Genomic DNA, 19844 nt, shown 5'->3' with positions numbered 1-19844 from the left:
TTGGCACTTCGTGCCGTCAGCGGAATACCGTCACGGCACAGGCATCGGAGAGCACCTACCTCTGACCCGAAAGCCCCGTGACCGTATTGTTGGTGGTGTCTCCCCGCACCTCCCCAAAACTGGAGACAACATTACCCGTTGTTCCCTTGGCCAAGGTGATCGAGTACTCGGTATGATTGATGATTGTGGAGTTCTTTGCCGTGACGAGAATCGTGCGTTCCTCCCCCGTATCAAGCGGGCCCGGGTGGCGATTCAGGGTGATGTGATGATCGCGACCACCAATCTCCATAATGTTGTGATCCCCGGTAGCATGTGGTGATGGCAAGATCGTCCACTCGGCCTTCGTGCCCGATCGATTGAGGCGATAGTCGGTAAGAGGACCGAAGGAAAAGTCCCCCGCGCAGTTGGAAAGTTGCCCGCCGTCTGGAAGATTGTAGCCGACCCACTCACAATACTGGACCCTGCAATTCCTTACGATCGCATCCTTCCCCAGATAGAGCCTGATGCCTCCACGCATCTTGGTCACCATGCAGTTTTCCACGGTGACACTCTTGGCAGGCGCATACATGCGAATCCCATCTTCGGAGAGCGAGTGAACGCCATTCCTTGGGAGTGGGATGTTGCCCCAGCGGGGGATCTTGTAGTCGGTGCGCTTGGGCAGGTCGTGGTCTGCCTTCTCCTCGTAGAGCTCGGTCGTTCTCCGGACCCGGCCCTCGATTCGAGTGTTCTTGATCACGTTGTGGTCAGCCGTTTGCTGAAGCACGATGCCATGACCAAACGAGCGCATCTGTAACTCGATCTTGTCGAGAATGTTGTGATTCCCGGTAATCAGGATCCCTGAGCGCTTGTCCAATCCGAAAATCGCATCCCGACCAATGCCATAGTAGCTGCCATATCCGTAGGGAAATGAACCCCGTGTCGTCATCTTGAGCCCCTCCAAGCTGTTGTGGTCCCCCTCAATACGCATCACCGGAGCCCTCAATCCGTTCGCCAGGTTTTCCCTGTCCTGGTTGTAGGCGCTGAAATCGGTGACTTCCTGAAGGCCATTTCTGTAGGTGTCTTCCACTTCACCGCCGATGATCCGGTTCCCATCTCCCGTCACGACGATGTAGCTCTCATTGACCTCGCCGACGGTGGCATTGATGTGCACATCCGTGAGATCGATCCTGTTGTTCGATCCGGCGATCACAATCCGACGCGCTTTTGCGGGCAAATCACCGATGTCGTATTTCCCCGGGGACAACTTGATGGACTGCCCGCTCTTGCTCGCCGCTTCATTCAACTCTCCCAGGGACTCGATCTTCTCCTCACCGGCAGCCAGGTGCGCCAGCGCTGCCAGAAAGAAACCAATCATGAAGGACCTCCTCATTGCTTGCCGATGATGGATTCCGAAACGCAGTTTCCCTTCAAGGCTTGTCTTCCATGAAGACATCGATTCCTGCGATCTGAACGGTGTCGTAGCCGGCATTGTCGGCGGGTCCGCAGTCGAAGCGGAAGCGCAGCAGCACCGGTCCGTCGCCGGACGGGATCCTGACCTGGTGGCCCGTCCACTTCTTGCTGCGGATGGTGGCCTCATGGCAGCCACGGTAGTCGCCGTCGGGCGCACCAACCGGCTTCCATTCGACCGTCAGAGCAACCCCGTCGCCGAGCCCGGTCGCGCTGCGGGTGGAGAAGCTGATGCCGTCGGCGCCCGTGAGATCCGCCGGCAGTTCGAACAGCAGGGAACCCCTGAGACCGTTCTTCCACACCGGGTGGAGGGTCCAGACGCGAGACTTCTCCCCTTCTTCAGGCTGCCCGGAACCCGCCCTCAGGAAGGCCCCGGTGTCCTCCTCCGCCCACAGCGGTCGAATGTCCTGTCCCCGCATCTGGATCGCGAGCGGTGGAAGGATCCGCATCAGCTTCGGGAAATCGGGGGCAAGCGTCATCCGATTGTCGGACATCACCAAAGAGGCGGCATCGACCTCATCAGACAGGTCGAAGACGGCGGTCAGGCCGGAACGCTCGTCGCGGATCTCGTTCCCCGAAATTCGGAGTTCCTCGCTGGATCGGATCACCACCGGCACGGCTTCCGTCCCGTCCTCCCGGCCCGCCTCGATCGAGTTGCCGCGGATCACGCCTCCTTGAATCCCGGAGAGATCCATCGCGGCGGCGGGCCATCCGCTGAAGGTGTTGCCTTCGATCCGGATGTTCCTGGCCCACGCATTCCGGCCGTTGATGCGGACGCGGATCGGGTTCTGGCCGGTGTCGCGGAAAGTGTTGTTGCGGATCACGGTGTTGGCGGGAAACGGACCCTCGTAGAAGGAGCCGATCTCGTTGCCGAGCCAGACGCCGGAGCCGCCGACGCCGTCGATCGTGTTTCCCTCGAACAGGCCGCCAGGGCTCCGCGCCAGCAGGGCGTGCCGCCGCTGGGCGAGGAAGCGGTTGTTGCGGACGATGTAGCCCTGGCCGCAGGCATCGAGATTGTAGAGGCCGGTGAAACGCAGCTTGTCGGGACCGCCAGGAAAGAGATTCCCGCCCTGGTGCAGGGAGAGACCGGGGATCGGGCGGTCCAGCGTGATGATGTTCCACTTCTCCGTGCGGTTCGCATGTTTCCCGCTGGGTTCCACCGACAGCACCTTCAGCCCCCGGACGACCGTGCCGGGAACCGGCGTGTAGGCCATCAAGCGGTCGCCGACTCTCGGCGAAAAGGCGACTTCGGCGATCAGATAGCGGTTGTCCCCGAGATCCTCCTTCACCCAGTAGGGGCAGACGGAGATGTTGATCGAATCGTCCATCATGCCCTCCAGCGTGCAGTCCTCAATGATCGGGCCGACCCGGTTGTGCTTCACGTGGAAGCCGTCCTTGATGCTGGTCACCAGATGGGTCGTGCCGGGGCGGAGGCCGATCTTCGCTCCCTTCACATGAACCCGACCGTGGTTGTCGGAAAAAGAATGGTTCATCCCGAACTTGCCGCCGTGGATCGTGTAATCCACGAGCCGGATGTCGGTGCTCCGCTCCACCTTGATTAGCGCCCCGTGTCCGCCATGGTGCAGACCGAAGACGAAGTGGTCGCCTGGGGCGATATGCGTGAAACTCTCCGCCCGGAGGTCGACCCGAAGCAGCCGCTTGGAGCGATCCATCTCGCCGATGTTCTCGATGTGATCGATCGGTCCCGGCTTGATTCGCCGCGCGTCCGCCTCGAGCGTGAATCCGACCTTCTGCCATGCCCTTTTTTCAAGCTGCTCACTTAGCTCGACCGGGTTGGCGTAGCCGTCGTGAATGCGCAGCACGAAGGTTCCCTCTTCAGGCGCGACCTCAATGATGTCGCCCTGGGTGAAACTCAACGGATCACAGTCGAGAATGAAGCCGCGCATGGTGATGCCGGCGCAATCGCTGATCCGGAGAAAGCCGTTCCACGGGTTGCCGATGATCTCCGCGCCGTTGCCCTCGAGCGCGATGCCGGAGACCCCGGCGAGGGCCAGGATCGCGTCGCCGGACTGCCGGGCGAAGCGATAGCTCTTCTTCTCGAACACCACCCTCGATCCTGGCCCGGCCTCGATCGCAGCCGCCAGCGCCCGGCGTGCCGCAGGCGCGTCATCCGTCTTGCCGTCGCCAACCGCGCCGAAGTCCGCGACCTTGAACTCGGCGGCATTCGCCGAAATGATGTGGAAAGCGACCAGCACGACCGCCCACCGGAACACTCGGCAGGTCGTGATCGTTTGCAGGGAGAATAGAGATGATGCGCGCATGGGCATGAAGTGGCCTGCCACGTTGGTTTCCGGGCAGGCTCGGGAGGCTCCGGGCTAATCAGCGTTCGTCCGCCGCCGCGACCGGAACATCCACGGCCTTCCAGCCTTTCGGAAGCGAAAGTTTCGACCCGCCCCCCCGCGTCCACTCCACCACGATGTCGCCATCCGCCGTCGGGAACGAGCCGCGGCACCTCTCGAGAGGATGCTCCGGTATCATGAATGCAACCGTCTTCGCCCGGTGGTCGATCTGGCGCAGACCGAGGATGTCCCGCCGGAGGACGACCGCCGCGTGGGACGCGAAGCCGTGGTTGCACGAGGCCTGGGGCTTGTCGTGCTCCCACAGGGTGCCGGTGGTCTCCGCCATCATGAGCCAGTAGCCGATGGCCTCGTCATGGATGCGGGCGGCTTCGCCGTAACGGGACAGGATCTCGATCCGCAGCACGTTCCCGGGAAGCTGGTTGCAGGGAAAGATCTCGGGATGCGCCTTGGACTCGCGACGCGACGGGCCGAACTCATCGACCAGGGTCTTCCAGAGCTCCGGGCGCGCCTCTGGCGTGGTGGTATCGAAGAAGAACGCGTAGTACTGGCAGACCTCGGTCCGTTCCGGCCGAACTTCGAGGCTGCCGTCCGGGAGCCGTTTGGCGTGGTCCCGGTAGAAGGTGCCGTCGAAGGACTGCTCGTTGATCTTTTCGCGGAGCGAAGCCGCCTTGGTGGCCCATGTCTCGTTCCGGTAGACCCGCGATGCCGCATTCAGCGCGGCGGCGTAGAGCATGTTCGTCGGGTAGTTCACGTCCTGAACCAGTTCGTTGGCCTTCGACCACTCGACGAAGACCCACTCGTCGAGTTTCTCCAACAGGCCATCGGAGTTTTCGTAGCCGGCGAAGAACTTCAGCAGCGCATCGACCTTCGGGCGCAAAAGGTCGATCAGCTCACGATCACCGGTCCGGGCGAGGTATTCCTCCAGCTCGAGAAGAAACCACAGCGACCAGTTCGGGATGTAGTTTCCCTGGTAGGGGTCGGACGGATAGCACATCGGCAGCATGCCGGGGACCAGTCCGGGAAAGGTCTCCGGTTGGGCGTAGTTCTCGAGGAAGTTCCGTTCCACGGCGGATGCCCCGGTCAGGTCGGCCTCGACACGCCCGGTGAAAAACGAGTCGCACAACCAGCCGGCTCGCTCGCGACTCGGGCAGTCCATGTAGATGTCGGTGGCGTTCTGCCGGAAGGTCTCGCGGGCGGCCTCGAAGATGGCATCGAAGCGCGGGTCGGAAGAGGCGAAGGTCGCGCGGTCGGCGTGCGGATGGCTCAGTTCCCGCAGATAGCTGCGCTCGACGGTGACGGCGGCGTCCAGCGCGTGCAGTTGGAGGTATCGAAGCGTGTACGGCTCGAAGGTCTCGATTTCATGGGTACCGACGGAAAGGTCGATCTGCACGGCATTCACACACTGCATTCGGTGCGGGTCGACGTCCTTCAGGGGCCCACTCCGCAATTCGTCGAAGGTGGCCAAGAGACGCGTCGGCTTCTCCACCCGCAGCCGGAGCCCGATGAACCCGCTCAGGTTCACCCCGAAATCGTGCAGATGGAACCCGCCCGCCTCGATCGCCGTGTCCGGTGTTTCCTCCTTCAGTTCCGTGGTCTTCAGCGAACTCATCAGATGGTCGGGCCGGGCCTCCAACTCGGCGTCCGGAAAGTCGCCGAAACCCGACGGATGGAATCCGTAGTATCGGCGTTTGGGCGCCTTGCCGAGCAGCTCGAAGCGGCCGCCGGCAACCACCTTCGAATCGATCACCTTGAACTCGGGATACGGGACGCCGCGTGCGGTAAGCGGAACGACCGGCGTTTCCTTGAGCGCCAGAACCCCGCTGTCCCACTTCCTCTTCGTGCGCCATGCCTGCCAGCCTGGGGCCGGCCGGAACACTTCGATGAAGGTCCGCTGATAGCTGTAGCGCGGCACCTTGCGCACCACCGCAGGGTGAAGGTCGATGGCTTGGAACGCCCTGGTGGTCGCCAGCACCTTGCCACCGCTCACCACCTCCGCCTGCAGGAAGGGCGGCTGTTTGACCATGTAGTAGCTGCGAGCAACGCTGGCCCCCACCTCGATGCCGATGACGGTCGGTCCGCCTTCCGACAGCGGCTTGATCGGCCACTCGTCGATTCGGAAATGCCCGTGCCCGGCGCGGGCCGGTCCGTGGCCGAGAAACTTGCCATCGACGGTGGCCCGGTAGAGTCCTGAGGTGGCGACGCGCAGGACAGCATCTGCGGGAACCTCATCCAACACCACCCGGAAGCCGATCCTTCGGTTCAAATCGTCGCCGCCGGTATCTGGCCAATGGGGCATCGCCTTCCGGAACGAGGTGGCGGTGGCTGGTGTCAGGAAGATGCCAGACGCGATGGCTAACCACAGAAGTCGAATCATGAGTAAACAGGTCGGGAAGTGGAAGTGACGGAATACAGCACCTGCCACCGGCAGAAGCGCCAGCTTCATGAACTACGGAGCGCAGAGGCCGGGTGGATCAGTAGCCTGCATACTCGTAGCCAAGTCGATAGAACACGCGGGGCCCGTCGAAGCCCGGAGTGTCGTCATCGTAGTCGAGCGACTGGTCCGCAGCCTTATGGTCGATGACGACCGGATCCGGCCAGGTGAGCAAGTTGTCCGAACGTTGGACGGTGTATTTCCGGCCCCGCTTGGCCTCGAATTGCAGGCGGTTCCCGGAGGGACCGGCAATCTCGATCAACGAGAGGAAAGGGAGATCCAAGCGGTCGGTCGCCGATGTGCCCGCGACGGCTTCGAGGATGTCCGTGACGCCGTCGCCATCCTGATCGGACGACGCGTCGGCAGACGAGTAAGGATCGAACCCGAAGATCGACTCATCGGCGTCGCTCACGCCGTCGCCGTCCGAGTCCGGGTCGAGGAAGTTCGGGATGCCGTCTCCATCAAGGTCGCCGCTGCCCTCGACGCTATCGGCGATGCCGTCTCCATCCGCATCGGGATTCTGCGCGACCAGCGGAACCGGTGCAGCGGTGGTGTCGTCCAGCGTCGCGTAGGACACAACCTGCGGGAAACCATCGTACTGCGCGTCCTCGCTGACTTTCCAAGCCTCGGCCGTGAGTTGCTGGGCTGTTCCGTTGAAGCGGAGGATGCCGAAACCGTCGCCCTGTCCGATCTGCTCCAGCTCCGCTCCGGCGGCGACCTCGGCATCGGTGAGCACGTATCGGATCCGCGTGGGGATCGTGGAGAAGGCTTCGTCTCCGGGATTGGCGACCGCGAGCATGGTGAAGGGGTTCCCGAAGAAGTCGCGAAAGCCGCCGACGTGGCCCGGCGCGCTGCCATCAGCCGGAGCGAGCTGGCGAACGCCGTTGCCGGGGATGAACCAGCGCCAGAAGACGTTGCCACCGGGCGGTGCGCAGAACTGGTAGGGGCCGTTGTGGTAGTGCCCGTCGGGGATCGCCTGGCCCGTGTTCGAGTCGTAGGTCCAGCCGAGCCGCGAGAAGGTGCAAAGGTGCTGGTCGCCGGAGAGGATCACCGCGCCGTTGGCGCCGAGCATGCGAATGATGTCGTTGCGTTCGTCGGTGTAGATCGCGTTGGGGTCGATGTCGTAGTTGAAGGTGCCGGCTCCGGTGAGGGACATGGAGGAGTAGATCGTCTGCGCGACCACGCACTTGCGTTTGCCGGGCATGGGAGTGCAGGCCCAGTCGCGCAGGTGCTCGAGCTGGATTTCGCCGAGGAAGGTTTCCGGGTAGTCGGTCTCGGTGGTGTTGGTGCCGCGCTTGAACTTCCGGTCTTCGAGGATGAAGAAGCTGACATCCCCGTAGTCGAAGGCGGTGTAGTAGTTGCTCAGTCCGGTGCGTGCGCTGGGGGTTGGCTCAAGGGTGTCCGGGTTGTGCGCGGTCATCGTTCTCTGGACGAAGTTCTCGAGGAAATCGAAGGACCGCTGAAAGCCTCCGTTGGCCGGTCCCTCGGTGTTGCCGAGCCGGTCCTGGCCGAAGAGATCCGGCTGGTAGACGTCGTGGTCGTCGGTTTGCAGGATGCTCGGGTATTGCGAGGTGAGCGGCTGGAAGGCCCAGTGCCAGAGGAGGAATTTGTAGAGGTAGTCCTCGGCCGGGGTCGCGGAGAAATCGGTCTGGGTCGGACGGGTTTCGTAGATTTGGTCGCCGGTGAAGAAGAGGATGTCGATGTCCTTCGACCCGGCCTGGCTGACCTGGAAGTCAAAGGGGAACCAGCAGTTGGCGGGTAGCCATTTTGGGATCGGCACCTCGCCAGCTTGGGGGACGGCATTGGGGGTGTTGGCATTCCGGCCCATTGTTCCGGTGCAGGAAAAGGTCGCGGCGTCGACGGTGTCGCCTGGAGCCGGTTCGGCTTTCACGGTGAAGGGGTAGAGGTAGGTCTGGCCGTCGGCATCCGAGAGCACGGCACGCATTTCATGACCCTGGGTGGTATCCCACCCCGGAAACTCGAACAGGTGGTGGTAGCTTTCGCTGGTGATGGCTTCGTCCGCCGTCAGCGCCAGCCAAGTGGTATCAGGTTGCTGCTTCTCGATGCGCAGGGTGACGTTGGCGGGGACGCCGCTGCCATAGACGCTCAGCGGGATGGCCTGCACGCCCACCTTGAGCTTGCCGGCTGCCGTGCTGTAGAGCGTGCCTGCGACCGGGCCGAAACCACGGCCGCTTGCGACCGACCATTTGCTGCCACGCTTGTACCACCGCTGGAACGTTACATCCCCGCTGGATGCCCCACCCTGGGAAGCGAGCGCGATATTGCCGATGAGCAGGTGGGGATCGACACCGGTCAGCTCGACCGCTCCAAGCAGGGTCGACTCATCCGCAGACCAGGCACTCAGGCGCAGTGTGTAGTCGGAGCTGGGTGCCACATGGATGCCTTCCAGCAGCAAGACGAGATCCGCAGCAGTAGCGAGCGGCGTCATGGTGAATCGGGTTTCCGCTCCAGATAGGGCGACGGGATGAACGATCGGCGCGAAGTCATTCATGTCACGGAAAGACAGGGTGTTGCCACCGTTGTAATCGACGGCCGCGATGATGCCCGCACCCTTGCCGGGTGTGCCGCAGATCAGGGAAGCACCTTTGTAGTTCAGGTGGCCCTGGCCGCCGCCGATCAGGAATCCGCCAAATCCGGCCGTGCCGGCATTGGTGAAGGACAGGCGGGTCTTGAGTGAAAAGTCCTCGGTGCCGATCCCAAGCTGGTTGCCAAGCTGATGCACCGTCTTGGTCTGGACGAACTTCGAATTGTCGCAAACCAGAGCACCGTCACGGACCGACCAGTCCTGCATCCGGTTCGCCCAGTGATCGGGGCCGAGCCAGCGCCGCTCGGGCAACCCGTCCCACGCCGACCAGTCGCCGAGAACCTCGAACTCACCACTGTCCGGCATGACGATCGGGGTGCCGTCACTCCAGTCGGTGAAGAAAGGCGGCGCGACTGCTGTCTGCAGCATGACCTGATCCACCCGGGCGAATTGGCCGACATCATCCGTGTTGAATTCCAGCCACAGCTGCCGGCCTTCGCTGGCGGGGGCAACTGTGCCGATTGATACAAACGACTCGCTTATATAGTTGGCTCCGGGATCGCCGGTCACAGCACCGGAATAAATGACCGTCTTCGACCCGGACAGCGTGTCATCACTGGTCGTGAAAAGGTGAACCTCCAGGGTGTCTCCCGCGACCCAGCCAGCGAAGGTGCCCCAGTCGAAGCTCAGAGTAAATCTGTCGTCGGCCTGCACGATGTAGCCCGTGTTGAGCAGCCCTCCCTGGATGGTGGTATTGCCGCCGTTCGCCCCAATGGCCAGCGCGTGGGAGCCATCGGAGACTGGGGTATTGTTACGGCTCAGGAGTTGGTCGATGGGAAAAGTCCCGACACCTGTTCCAGTGGTCCACTTGCCCGGGGTTGCGTTGTCGGCAGCCAGCTCTGCGCCTGCCGCATCAAATTCAAAGCTACCGTTCCCCTTGGCGAAGCTGTCGTCGACAATGACGGTCTGCACCTTGCCGTTGAGGGCGAGGCCGTCGAGGTTGTGCCTCGAATCGAGCGCGCCGCTGTTGAGGTTGATGGTGAAGCTCCGGGTTTGCCCCGGCCCTATCACCACGGGATCGTCCAGCGGCACATCGATCGAGGTCAGGGCCGTATTGACAGTGACCGGAGATCCCGCCGTGGCACCTGCCTCCTGAAAGAAGAAGATCATCGCAGCCTGGTCGAAGAAATCCACCGTGAGGCTGTCCACCGTGATGCTCGACAGGGCGTCTGCCGTCACTGTGAACGAGATCGGAGCATTGCCGTTTGAGCTGGGATCCGCTCCCGTGCCCGCACTCGATGCGGGCCCCCACGAAGTGTAATCGGCAGACGTCGGACGAGGACTGGGCACGGATGATCCGTCGAAATAGTTCGCTCGATGAAGGAAAATCACCTGCTCGCTTGCTCCACCTTCGGTGGCCCCGCCAAAGCCGAAGCCGTCATGGACATCATTCGGCACCGCCCCTGGTCCGAAATCGGTGAATGAGCCGTTGAACGCAAGTCCCGTGACCGAGGCACCCGATGAAACGTTGCTGGAAGCGAGACGCGCAGCGGAAGTGGTGCCCGCATTAAACGTCCATTCGGCGATGACGTCGGCCTGGAGAGGCACCACCGCCAATGCGGCAAGCCAGCAGATCAGAGAAGCAATCCTTAGGTTCATGGTGGGTTTCGGGAACAGGGATTAAAACGCTATGCACTTCCAAGAGCGGATCACGCCGCGAACGGTGCCAGCAGGCCGGGAAGATGGGAGCTGTGGCGCGAAGCCATGGGACAGACTGGTGACGGCGATTCTTGATCACCATCGTCAGGTAGCCCTTGCGGCGAGGCGGCAAGGGCAGGCCTGAATTTTATGGGCGATCGCTGGCTCGGGCCCGCGAGATCACGAAAATGCCGCTACCTGCGACGACGCAGGGCAACCGTCAAAGCGGCAAGACCGAACAGCGCGATCGCATCCGGCTCGGGGACCGCGACAACCGAACCGTTGAGGATGATGTCGTCCAGGGTCAAACGCGTATCGAGCGCCGAGCTGTTGATATTGATGGTGAACGATTTGGTTTCGCCTGCGTTGATCAGGAGCGGGCCATCAAACAGGGGCACGGTGACCTCCCCGTTGGTGTTGACACCCGTGCCGACCGTGTCCGGGTTGGATGCGCCCGCCTCTTGGAAGAAGAGAACGTTCGAGCCAATACCGCCATTTCGATCCACGGTCAGGCTTTCAATCGTGACGTTGTACAGCGCACCCGCAGCGACCGTGAAAGAAAAGGGAGCATTGTCATCGGAAGACATATCATCGCCCGTTCCCTGATTGGGTGGGGTGCCGAAAGAGGTGTAGTCGCTTGCGATTGGCCTTGGGCTGGGAACCGTGGAGCCATCGAAGTAGCTTGCCCGATCAATGAAGATGTCGTTGGTGGAGTTCCCGAAGCCGTAGCCATCGTGGGGCGTCGGCGGCAGATTGTTGAGGCCTGCAAAGCGGAATGAATCGTTGATGAACAGCCGGGAAACGGTGACGCCCGTGGCGTTGTTCTCGGAGGCCATGGCCGTTGCCTCGCTGGAACGATCCGTGAACGTCCACTCCGCAATCACAGCGGCTTGGATCGGAAAACCAGCCGACAGGCCCAAGCCTGCCAGTGATAGAGAAAGCGCAAATTTCATGGGTGTTCTTTCGGAGAGAGTGTTCGGATTCAGGAGGTTTTCGACGTCAATTGTCACGATGAGGACCACCATCCGTCAACCCGGCCATTTGGCCGGGGTGTCGTCTCAGTCCGCCAGCGGATTCCAGAACGGATTATCCCCGTCAGTCGGGACTTCTCCCAGCCGGAAGGCCTCCACGTGACCATCGATGAAGACGACATTGGCCTTGTCGCCGTGGATGAAGTTCTTGGGGTTGAGCCATTCACCCCTCCTCGCGAGATAGTGCCAGTAGGGGCCATCCTGCGCCAGAGTGCCGTCCATGAAAAAGGCGGTTCTGGACGGATACTTCACACGGATCGCGCGCAGGCCCGGGAAGGTGAACTGACCTTCGCTGTTCTGGGTCGGATTGAGCAGGCCGTGATTCATCGAGTAGGTCCGGATGAAGCGATTGTTGGGATTCGTTCCCGGACCATGCGTATTCAGGCACTTCTTGCAGGTCGGCATCGTCTCGGCCCGCTCAATGACGGCAGCGTTTGTGCCTGGCTCGAATCCGAGTTCCTCTTCCATCGCCTTGAACCAGAACGCACTGCCACCGTCGGGCTGGCGTCCCTGATTCGGGTAGGATCCGTGCGTGGCGGCGTAGCTCTGTCCGGCGATGGCCAACCGGCGAAGACTCGACACGCATTGCGCGTTCTGGGCCGTGTCACGGGCACGCACCCCCACCGCGAAGATCAGAGCTGCAAGCACCACCACAATGGTGATCACGACCAACAACTCCACGAGGGTGAAGCCGTTTTTCGCTGAACTCCGGGCTTGGCTTGCTGACAGCATGTCTGCTTTCAAATTGCTCGATCAGTTCAAAATGGAGGGCTCTACGGCTGGGTCGCCTCCAGACGGCCGAAGAGCCTGCCGTCCGGATCGCCGTAGGAGGCGGGGATGGTCACCGTGACATCATCCGGGGCGTCGGCGTTCTCGACGACATCCACCGTCACGCCGGAGGGTGGCACACCTTCCGGACCGCTCGCCCCGATCATCACCTCGTGGTTGTCGGCGACGAACAGGTCGTTGCTGAACTGCACCTTGAGCGTCGCTTCGCCTTCCGAATCATCAATTCGTTGGAAGGTGAAGATGAGGTTCCTGCTGCCATCGACCTCCATGTTGAGCAGTTCACCGGTGGTTCCGATGCCGACCTGGTCAAAGCCCAGCGGTGTCGTCCCCCCGAGAATCCACTCAAGGCCGTTTTCGAAGGGATCAAGATCGGGATTCTGGTCGAAGCCGTCGTTCACCCCTGCCGTCAGACCGTTGCCCGTCGCCCAGTCCTGGTAGGGATCGGCGCTGATGGTCTCGACGGTTCCATTGAGTGAAATCTGGTTGAGGATGTGCGCGGTATCGAGGTTGCCGCTGTTGAGATTGATCGTGAAGGTCCTGGTTTCGCCCGGGCCGAAGACGACCGGGGAATTGAGGGCCGGGAAGGAAGGATCCAGGTTGGCCGCGGGAGACACTCCGGCCGGAGTGCCCGCCTCTTGAAAGTAGTAAAGGGTCGGGGCACTTGGTGTGCGGTCGACCGTAAGACCGGCCAGGGTGAGCGCCGTGCTACCATCGGTCGTCACGGAAAACGAGAGCGACGAGTTGGCCACCGTGGTGTCGATCCCGCTCGAAGCGTTCGGATTCCCCCACGTGGTCGTCCCCAGTCCCTGACCGTTGAAGTAGTTGGCACGATGGATGAACATGACGAGTTCGCCGTCATTGCCGCCAAAGCCGTATCCATCGTCGTCGCCACTCGGCACCGCGCCCACCCCGAAGGAAGTGTGCGAAGCGTTCACGACGAGCGACGAGATGGTGAGGCCGGTGGCCACGCCGGATGACTCAAGCGCAGTGGCCACGCTGGACTGGTTGTCAAAGGTCCAGTCAGCGACCGAGGGAACCGTAGTATCGCGCACCACGGAGCCGTTGAGCGTGATGCTGTCGAGGAGGTGCTCTGAGTTCAGGGCCCCGCTGTTGAGGTTGATGGTGAAGGTCCTCGTTTCACCCGAGGAGACGACCACCGGGGCTGCCAACAGGGCCGTCACATTCGGGTTGGGCTCATTCATGGTCACCGTCGACCCGGCGGCGGCTCCCGCTTCCTGAAACTGGAAGATGATGTCAGTACCTCCGGTGCGGTCGATGGTGATGCTGTCCACCGTGACGGTCGAAATCGCATCCGCCGAAACCGTGAAGGCGATGGGCGCATTGCCGTCCATGGTGAGGTCGGCTCCGGTTCCTTGACTGTTTCCGTTTCCCCAGGCGGTGTAGTCATTGACCGTTGGCCGTGGATCGGGAACCGCCGAGCCGTCGAAGTAGTTCGCCCGGTGGAGGAAGAGAACCTGGTCGCCGGAGTTACCACCGAAGCCGATGCCGTCGTGGACGGAGTTGGGCACGGCTTCTCCTCCGACATCGTCGAAGGAGTCGTTGAAGAACAATCCTGAGACAAAGGCCCCAAGTGCCACGTTGCTGGAAGCCCGTCGGGCTTCTGAGCTCGTGCCGCCCGAGTTGAAGGTCCATTCGCCGAGAACATCGGCTCGGATCGTGGAGAATGGCAGGATTCCCAGGAGGGCGGCAATGACGGGTTTCTTGCGAAAAATCATGGATTTCATGGGCTTGATTGGTCGGATGGGAGGCTGAAGGACCGGTGGGCAGGTGGGTTTCCGAAGCATTCAGCAATCGGAAGATGCAACAGCATCCAATGCCTGTCACCCCGGCCAAATGGCCCTTTTTCGGGGATGGCCTGATGTGGTATCTCCGATGCGTGCTGACCCGCATCGCTGCACTCCTGCTGATTCATGCGCCGCTCGCGATAGCCCAGGAAACGCCGCTCAAGACCTTGGCGGAAGTTCGGGCACTCTCGAGCGAGAAGGCTGCCGAGAAGCTGCCGGTGGAAGTTGAAGGGATCGTGACCTACTTCGACCGCAAGGTGGAGAACATCGGCGATCCCGAAGGCCTGATCCTCCACGACGGAACCGCCGGTTGCTATGCCTCGTCTCCCCTCCAGTTCGCCAACCGGGAGAAGATCCGACCGGGAACGAGAATCCGGGTCAAGGGCGTCACCAATCCGCGATCCTATTTCCCCAACATCATGGGGGCCGAGATGGAAGTCCTCGGACAGGGTGATCTTCCCGAGCCTCGACGGATCACCGGTGGCGACATGTTCACCCGCTGGATCGACGCCGAGTGGGTGGAAGTTGAAGCGGTGTTGGTCGGGCTGGAACCGGGAGGCCTCGCCTTCACGGTGGTGGTCGAGATCGATGGCCGAACCTTCAAGGCGGAGATCCCGGAAGTGGCGGATGCCGAGCAGCGGGTGGCGTCACTCATGCAGCGCCGCGTCAGGCTGCGAGGCGTTGTCGGGACCATTTCCAACAACGCCCTGCAAATGACGGACCGGCACTTTTTCGTTCCGTCCTTCGACCAGATTGTCCCCATCGATTCAATCTCCCGGCAGAGGATCGCTACGCTGCGAACCATCGGCACGCTGCTGCGCAGTGATCACGGGCCGGATGAAATGGTGCGGGTCAAAGGGGTCGTCACCCAGTTGGAAGGCGGCGGCCTGTTTCTCCGAGACGAGACCGGCAGCACCTTCGTGCAGGCCGCCGAGGGACAGCAGCATCCACCTGGCAGCGAGGTGGAGGTCGAGGGATTCGCGACGGTGGCCCCCTTTCGCCCCGTCCTGCGCGCCGTCCGAATCGAGTCACTGGGCGAGGTCGGATTGCCGGATCCGATCCGATTCCAGCCGGCCAACGGGATCAACGTGAGCCTGCACGACGAACGCGTGGTGGTCGACTGCATCTTCCTCGCCCGACGCGAGGGCCTGAAGGAAACCGCCCTGCAATGTCGTGACGGGGATCGGTACTTCGAGGCTTGGCTGCCGGGTCCGAACCGCCATGGCCGCACGCTCAAGACCGGCGACCAGGTCCGTCTCACCGGGATCTTCGAGGTCACGACCACGCGGCCGATGCCACGCATCGAGTGGGCGGACGGCATGCGGATCCATCTCGCCGGGCCGGGCGCGGTGGAAGTCCTCCGGCCTGCGCCGTGGTGGACGCCGGAACGGGTGTTGCTGGCCTTCGGTCTGGCCCTGGCGGTCCTGATCGTCGCACTCGTCTGGGTCTGGCTTCTGCGCCGGAGGATCGCCGCGCAGGCCGTTATCATCACCGAGCAGATCGAGAAGGCTACGATCAAAGACGAGCGCGACCGGATCGCACGGGAGTTGCACGACACGCTCGAGCAGGACCTGACGGGGCTCTCGATGCAGCTCGGCAACCTCGCTCCCGCGCTCGACGGCGACCCGGAACTCGCACACCAGCGGCTGTCGCTCGCGCGCCGGATGCTCCAGCACTGTCGGGCCGAGGCACGCGCTTCGGTGGGCGACCTGCGCAATCCCCACCTGCTGAAACGGAGCCTGCCCGAAGCGATGCGCGAATCGCTGCCTGTCGTTGCCGGAGAAGCGGCCCTCCGCTTTGAAGTGGACGGGAAACCTCGTCCGCTGCGCGCCACGACCCAGAACCACCTGCTCCGCATCGCCCGCGAGGCGGTGAACAATGCCGCGCGGCACTCGCAACCTCGCCACATCGGGGTGCGATTGTCGTACGATTCGGAAGGCGTGACGCTCGAGGTCAAGGACGACGGAAAAGGCTTCGATGCCACGCGACCAGCACCCGCCGGCCATTTCGGGCTGACTGGGATGCGCGAGCGCGCCGACAAAATTCACGCTGACTTCGCGATCGAGAGCTCTCCCGGAAAGAGCACCCGCATCCGTGTTCATCTTCCCTGGACCTCTCCGGTCGTCCACCCCCGCAGACGCTCATGAACCCCGCATCCTCTACCCGCGTTCTCATTGTCGACGACCACGCCATGGTGCGCCTCGCGCTTGCCGGGGCGATCGAGCAACAAGACGACATGGAACTTGTCGGCGAGGCCGAGAACGGCGCCAGGGCCGTCGAGCTTTACCGCGAACTCCGTCCGGATGTCGCCACCATGGACTACAAGCTGCCTGACCATGAAGGCGACGAGGTGATCGCGAAAATCATCGGCGAATTCCCCGATGCCCGCATCCTGCTGCTATCGATTTTTGAAACCGAGGAGAGTCTCTACCGCGCCACGGAAGCCGGCGCGCTTGGCTGCGTATCAAAGGCGGCGGAGATCGACGAGATGATCGACGGGATTCGCGCCGTGGCCCGAGGAGAGCCGTTTTTCTCCGACGGGCTTGAGGGGAAACTTGCCGATCGGCGGGCCCGCGACGGGCTCTCCCCACGTGAACTCGACGTCCTCAGGCAGCTCATCTCCGGCAGCAGCAACAAGGAGATCGCCGACGCACTGAACATGGCGCCCTCGACCGTCAAGCACCACCTCGAGCGGGTCTTCGCGAAGCTCGACGCCAAGGACCGCACCCATGCCGCCACCATCGCCATGCAGCGGGGCATCGTGCGCATTGATGACCGGTGATTTACGGGAAGCAGGTGCAGAACGTGGAGTGACGTAAGTTCCCCGCCGTCGCCCTCCGGGCTATGGCGGGCAGGCAAGTTCGAAGGGCCCCTCCGTCGCCAAGGCTATGGAGGGCAGGCAAGTTCGAAATGCCCGCCGACACGGGGCGCGCCGACCCCGGATGGACCGCGAACTTCGGTTCGCATTCTCCTTTCGAATGGAGGCGAGCTGAAGCTCGCGGTCCGTCCGCCCACCAACCCGGTCCCTGCCCGGAGCCTCCCATTGGCTCTTGCACTTCGAACTTGGCACTTCGCGCCGTCAGGCGCGCAGCCACTCCGCCGCCCGCTTCGCGTAGTAGGTCAGGATCATGTCGGCTCCGGCACGCTTGATGCCGATGAGCGACTCCAGCGCCACGGCCCTGCCGTCGATCCAGCCGGAGGCCGCTGCCGACTCGATCATCAGGTACTCGCCGCTCACCTGGTAGGCAGCTACGGGAAGCACCGTACTTTCGCGGATGCGGGCGATGATGTCAAGATACGGACCCGCCGGCTTGACCATGATCATGTCGGCCCCCTCGGCCTCGTCGAGCGAGGCCTCGCGGATCGCCTCGCGCGCGTTGCCGGGGTCCATCTGGTAAGTCTTCTTGTCACCTTCCTTCGGTGCCGAATCGAGCGCCCCGCGGAACGGTCCGTAGAAGGCTGAAGCATACTTCGCCGAGTAACTCAGGATTCCGACATCCTCGAAGCTTTCGGAATCGAGCGAGTGACGGATCAGTGCCACGCGGCCGTCCATCATGTCGCTCGGAGCCACGATGTCGGCCCCGGCCTCCGCATGGCACAGCGCCTGCCGGCACAGGCATTCGACGGTCTCGTCATTGAGGATCACCAGCGAACCATCCGGTTCCCGCTCGACCAGGCCGTCGTGGCCGTCGGCATTGTAGGGATCGAGCGCGATGTCGGTGATCACGCACAGGCCCGGATGCGCCTCCTTCAAGGCGCGGATGGCCCGCGGAACCAAGCCCTCCGGATTCCACGCCTCCTCGGCGCCGGAGGTCTTGAGTGAGTCGGCGATTGCCGGAAACAAGACCACCGCCGGAACGCCCAGCGCATGAACTTCCCCCGCTTCCTTCACCAGCCCTTCCAGCGACCAGCGGGTGCAGCCGGGCATCGACTCGATCGCCACGTCTTCCGCCCCCTCATGGAGAAAGAGCGGCTGGATGAAATCGGCGGGCGTGAGCGTGGTTTCGCGCACCAGCGCGCGGATCGCAGGCGTGCGGCGGTTGCGGCGGGGACGGAGGTGCATGGAATCAGATCGGGTTGAGTTCGTATCCTTCCTTGGAATCCTTCACCGCCCAACCCATTTCCGCGAGTTGGTCGCGCATCTCATCCGACCTGGCCCAGTCTTTCCCGAGACGGGCCTGCCAGCGCTCGTCCGCGAGCGCCCGGATCTCCGCCGGAACGTCGGCAGCCGCTTCCTCTTCCGGCAGCTCGATCCCCAGCGCGCGCAGGATGCGGTTCAGTCCGGCGAGCGCCCTGGCGGCATCGACACCTTCCAGCTTCGACGCCTCGCGCAGGCCGGTAAAGATTCCACCGAGGGCTCCGGGCGTGTTCAGGTCGTCATTGAGCGCCTCCCAGGCGGACTCGAACGGACCGAACTCCACCGAGTCGAGCATCGTCCCCTCGCCGGCCCGCTCGGCCAGAGATCTCGCCCCCTTGGCAAGCTTCGCCAAGGCTTCGCGAGCACCGGAAAGCGACTCGAGGGTGAAGTTCAGGGGCTTGCGGTAGTGCGCGCCGATCAGCACGTAGCGCACCTCCAGCGCGGTGAAACCCTTCTCTGCCAGATCATCGAGCGTGTAGAGGTTGCCGACCGACTTCGACATCTTGCCGCCATCGACGAGCAGGTGGGTGATGTGGAACCAGTGCCGCGCGAAATTCCCGCCGCAGGCGCAACGGCTCTGCGCGATCTCGTTCTCGTGGTGAGGAAAGACGAGATCCACCCCGCCCGAGTGCAGGTCGAAGTCGCTGCCCAGGTATTCCTGGATCATCGCCGAACACTCGAGGTGCCACCCGGGCCGGCCCTCGCCCCATGGCGACTTCCAGAAATTCGGACCGTCCTCCGGACGCCGCGCCTTCCACAGCACGAAATCGGCAAGGCTGTCCTTCTCATACTCGTCGGCGTTGGCCCGGGATTGCTGGGTTTTCCCCAGCGACAACTCCCGGGTGTCGAGATGACTCAGGCTTCCGTATTCGGGAAACGACTCGATCCTGAAGTACACCGACCCGTCCTCGGCGGCATAGGCATGGCCCTTCTCGACCAATGCCTCGATCATCGCGATCTGCTGCGGGAGGTGCTCCACCGCCCCCGGCTCGACATGGGGCGGAAGGCAGTTGAGCGCCTGGCAATCGCGGTGAAAGCGCTCCAGCCAACCGGCCGTGAACTCGCCCAGCGGCACCCCGGCCGCCTGCGAGTCGCGGATCGTCTTGTCGTCGACATCGGTCACGTTGCGCACGTGAAAGGTCCGCATCCCGCCCGTCTCCAGCGTCCGCCGGAAGACATCCTGCATCACGAAGGTCCGGAAGTTGCCGATGTGCGCCGGGCCGTAAACCGTGGGGCCGCAGCAGTAGAAACGCAGCGTGGAGCCGTCGATCGGGCGGAGGTCGCGAAGTCCGCGCTCAAGGGTGTCGTGCAGCCGCATTGGCCTTCTACTAACGGCCCCGCCGCCGGGAATCAACCACCGCATGCCCTCAAGGGCGCACCTCGACCTCGCGCAGGGCGGGAGCTTCTCCGTCGCGAATGATCTCAACGGGCACGCTCAAGGCAATGGGAGCCGCCACCGCCTCCCGACCGGAACCGACCGCGGTGGACCCGCGCCGGAAGGCCAGAAAAGTCAGAGCCACCGCGAGTGCAAAAACTCCCGCAAGGCCAAGTCGTTGAAACCAGGACACGGACCCACTAAGGCTAAGTTTTTACAAATAATCAAGTTTATTTAAAAAGTTTTGAAGTTCGTTGGCGGGAAC

At 62.8% G+C, this 19844-nt stretch carries 12 protein-coding genes; 2 read left to right on the top strand and 10 right to left on the bottom strand.

Going from position 1 to position 19844, the window contains the following annotated elements; translation table 11 throughout:
* Positions 1-55: 55 nt before the first annotated feature.
* The 7 genes from ACG2LG_RS00710 to ACG2LG_RS00680 form a co-directional block, all read right to left on the bottom strand.
* Positions 56-1354: a protein-transmembrane prediction gene (locus ACG2LG_RS00710; protein WP_396255453.1), complete on the bottom strand. Its 1299-nt coding sequence runs from the start codon at positions 1352-1354 to the stop codon at positions 56-58.
* 52 nt (positions 1355-1406) lie between these two features.
* Positions 1407-3728 carry a right-handed parallel beta-helix repeat-containing protein gene (locus tag ACG2LG_RS00705; protein ID WP_396255451.1) on the bottom strand — a complete coding sequence of 774 codons (2322 nt, stop codon included), beginning with the start codon at positions 3726-3728 and terminating at the stop codon, positions 1407-1409.
* Positions 3729-3786: 58 nt separating this feature from the next.
* Positions 3787-6063, bottom strand: coding sequence for a hypothetical protein (locus tag ACG2LG_RS00700; protein ID WP_396255450.1), 2277 nt, complete (start codon positions 6061-6063; stop codon positions 3787-3789).
* Between the two features lie 175 nt (positions 6064-6238).
* Positions 6239-10402: an alkaline phosphatase D family protein gene (locus ACG2LG_RS00695; protein ID WP_396255449.1), complete on the bottom strand. Its 4164-nt coding sequence runs from the start codon at positions 10400-10402 to the stop codon at positions 6239-6241.
* A 233-nt stretch (positions 10403-10635) separates the two neighbouring features.
* Positions 10636-11466, bottom strand: coding sequence for a PEP-CTERM sorting domain-containing protein (locus ACG2LG_RS00690; RefSeq protein ID WP_396255447.1), 831 nt, complete (start codon positions 11464-11466; stop codon positions 10636-10638).
* A 33-nt stretch (positions 11467-11499) separates the two neighbouring features.
* On the bottom strand, positions 11500-12204 hold the full coding sequence (locus ACG2LG_RS00685; protein ID WP_396255445.1) for a prepilin-type N-terminal cleavage/methylation domain-containing protein: 705 nt from the start codon (positions 12202-12204) through the stop codon (positions 11500-11502).
* 41 nt (positions 12205-12245) lie between these two features.
* Positions 12246-14006: a hypothetical protein gene (locus ACG2LG_RS00680; RefSeq protein ID WP_396255443.1), complete on the bottom strand. Its 1761-nt coding sequence runs from the start codon at positions 14004-14006 to the stop codon at positions 12246-12248.
* 74 nt (positions 14007-14080) lie between these two features.
* Between ACG2LG_RS00680 and ACG2LG_RS00675 the strand changes: the two genes are divergently transcribed.
* Both ACG2LG_RS00675 and ACG2LG_RS00670 read left to right on the top strand, forming a co-directional pair.
* Positions 14081-16213, top strand: a complete 2133-nt coding sequence (locus ACG2LG_RS00675; RefSeq protein ID WP_396255441.1) for a sensor histidine kinase — start codon at positions 14081-14083, stop codon at positions 16211-16213.
* Positions 16210-16848, top strand: coding sequence for a response regulator (locus tag ACG2LG_RS00670; protein WP_396255439.1), 639 nt, complete (start codon positions 16210-16212; stop codon positions 16846-16848). Before ACG2LG_RS00675 ends, ACG2LG_RS00670 begins: the two co-directional genes overlap by 4 nt.
* 297 nt (positions 16849-17145) lie before the next feature.
* Here ACG2LG_RS00670 and hemB read toward each other — a convergent pair whose 3' ends face one another.
* From hemB to ACG2LG_RS00655, 3 genes are read right to left on the bottom strand one after another with little or no spacing between them, the layout of a single operon-like run.
* Positions 17146-18129, bottom strand: coding sequence for a porphobilinogen synthase (gene hemB, locus ACG2LG_RS00665; protein ID WP_396255437.1), 984 nt, complete (start codon positions 18127-18129; stop codon positions 17146-17148).
* A 4-nt stretch (positions 18130-18133) separates the two neighbouring features.
* The gene (gene cysS / locus ACG2LG_RS00660; RefSeq protein WP_396255436.1) at positions 18134-19522 is read right to left on the bottom strand and encodes a cysteine--tRNA ligase; all 1389 of its coding nucleotides are present in this window, start codon (positions 19520-19522) and stop codon (positions 18134-18136) included.
* Positions 19523-19571: 49 nt separating this feature from the next.
* The gene (locus tag ACG2LG_RS00655) at positions 19572-19724 is read right to left on the bottom strand and encodes a hypothetical protein (protein WP_396255435.1); all 153 of its coding nucleotides are present in this window, start codon (positions 19722-19724) and stop codon (positions 19572-19574) included.
* Positions 19725-19844 lie beyond the last annotated feature (120 nt).

It is taken from the genome of Haloferula sp. A504, from assembly GCF_044385805.1.
In the GTDB taxonomy this organism is placed as follows: domain Bacteria; phylum Verrucomicrobiota; class Verrucomicrobiia; order Verrucomicrobiales; family Akkermansiaceae; genus Haloferula.
This window is presented reverse-complemented; position numbering and strand designations above follow the sequence as displayed.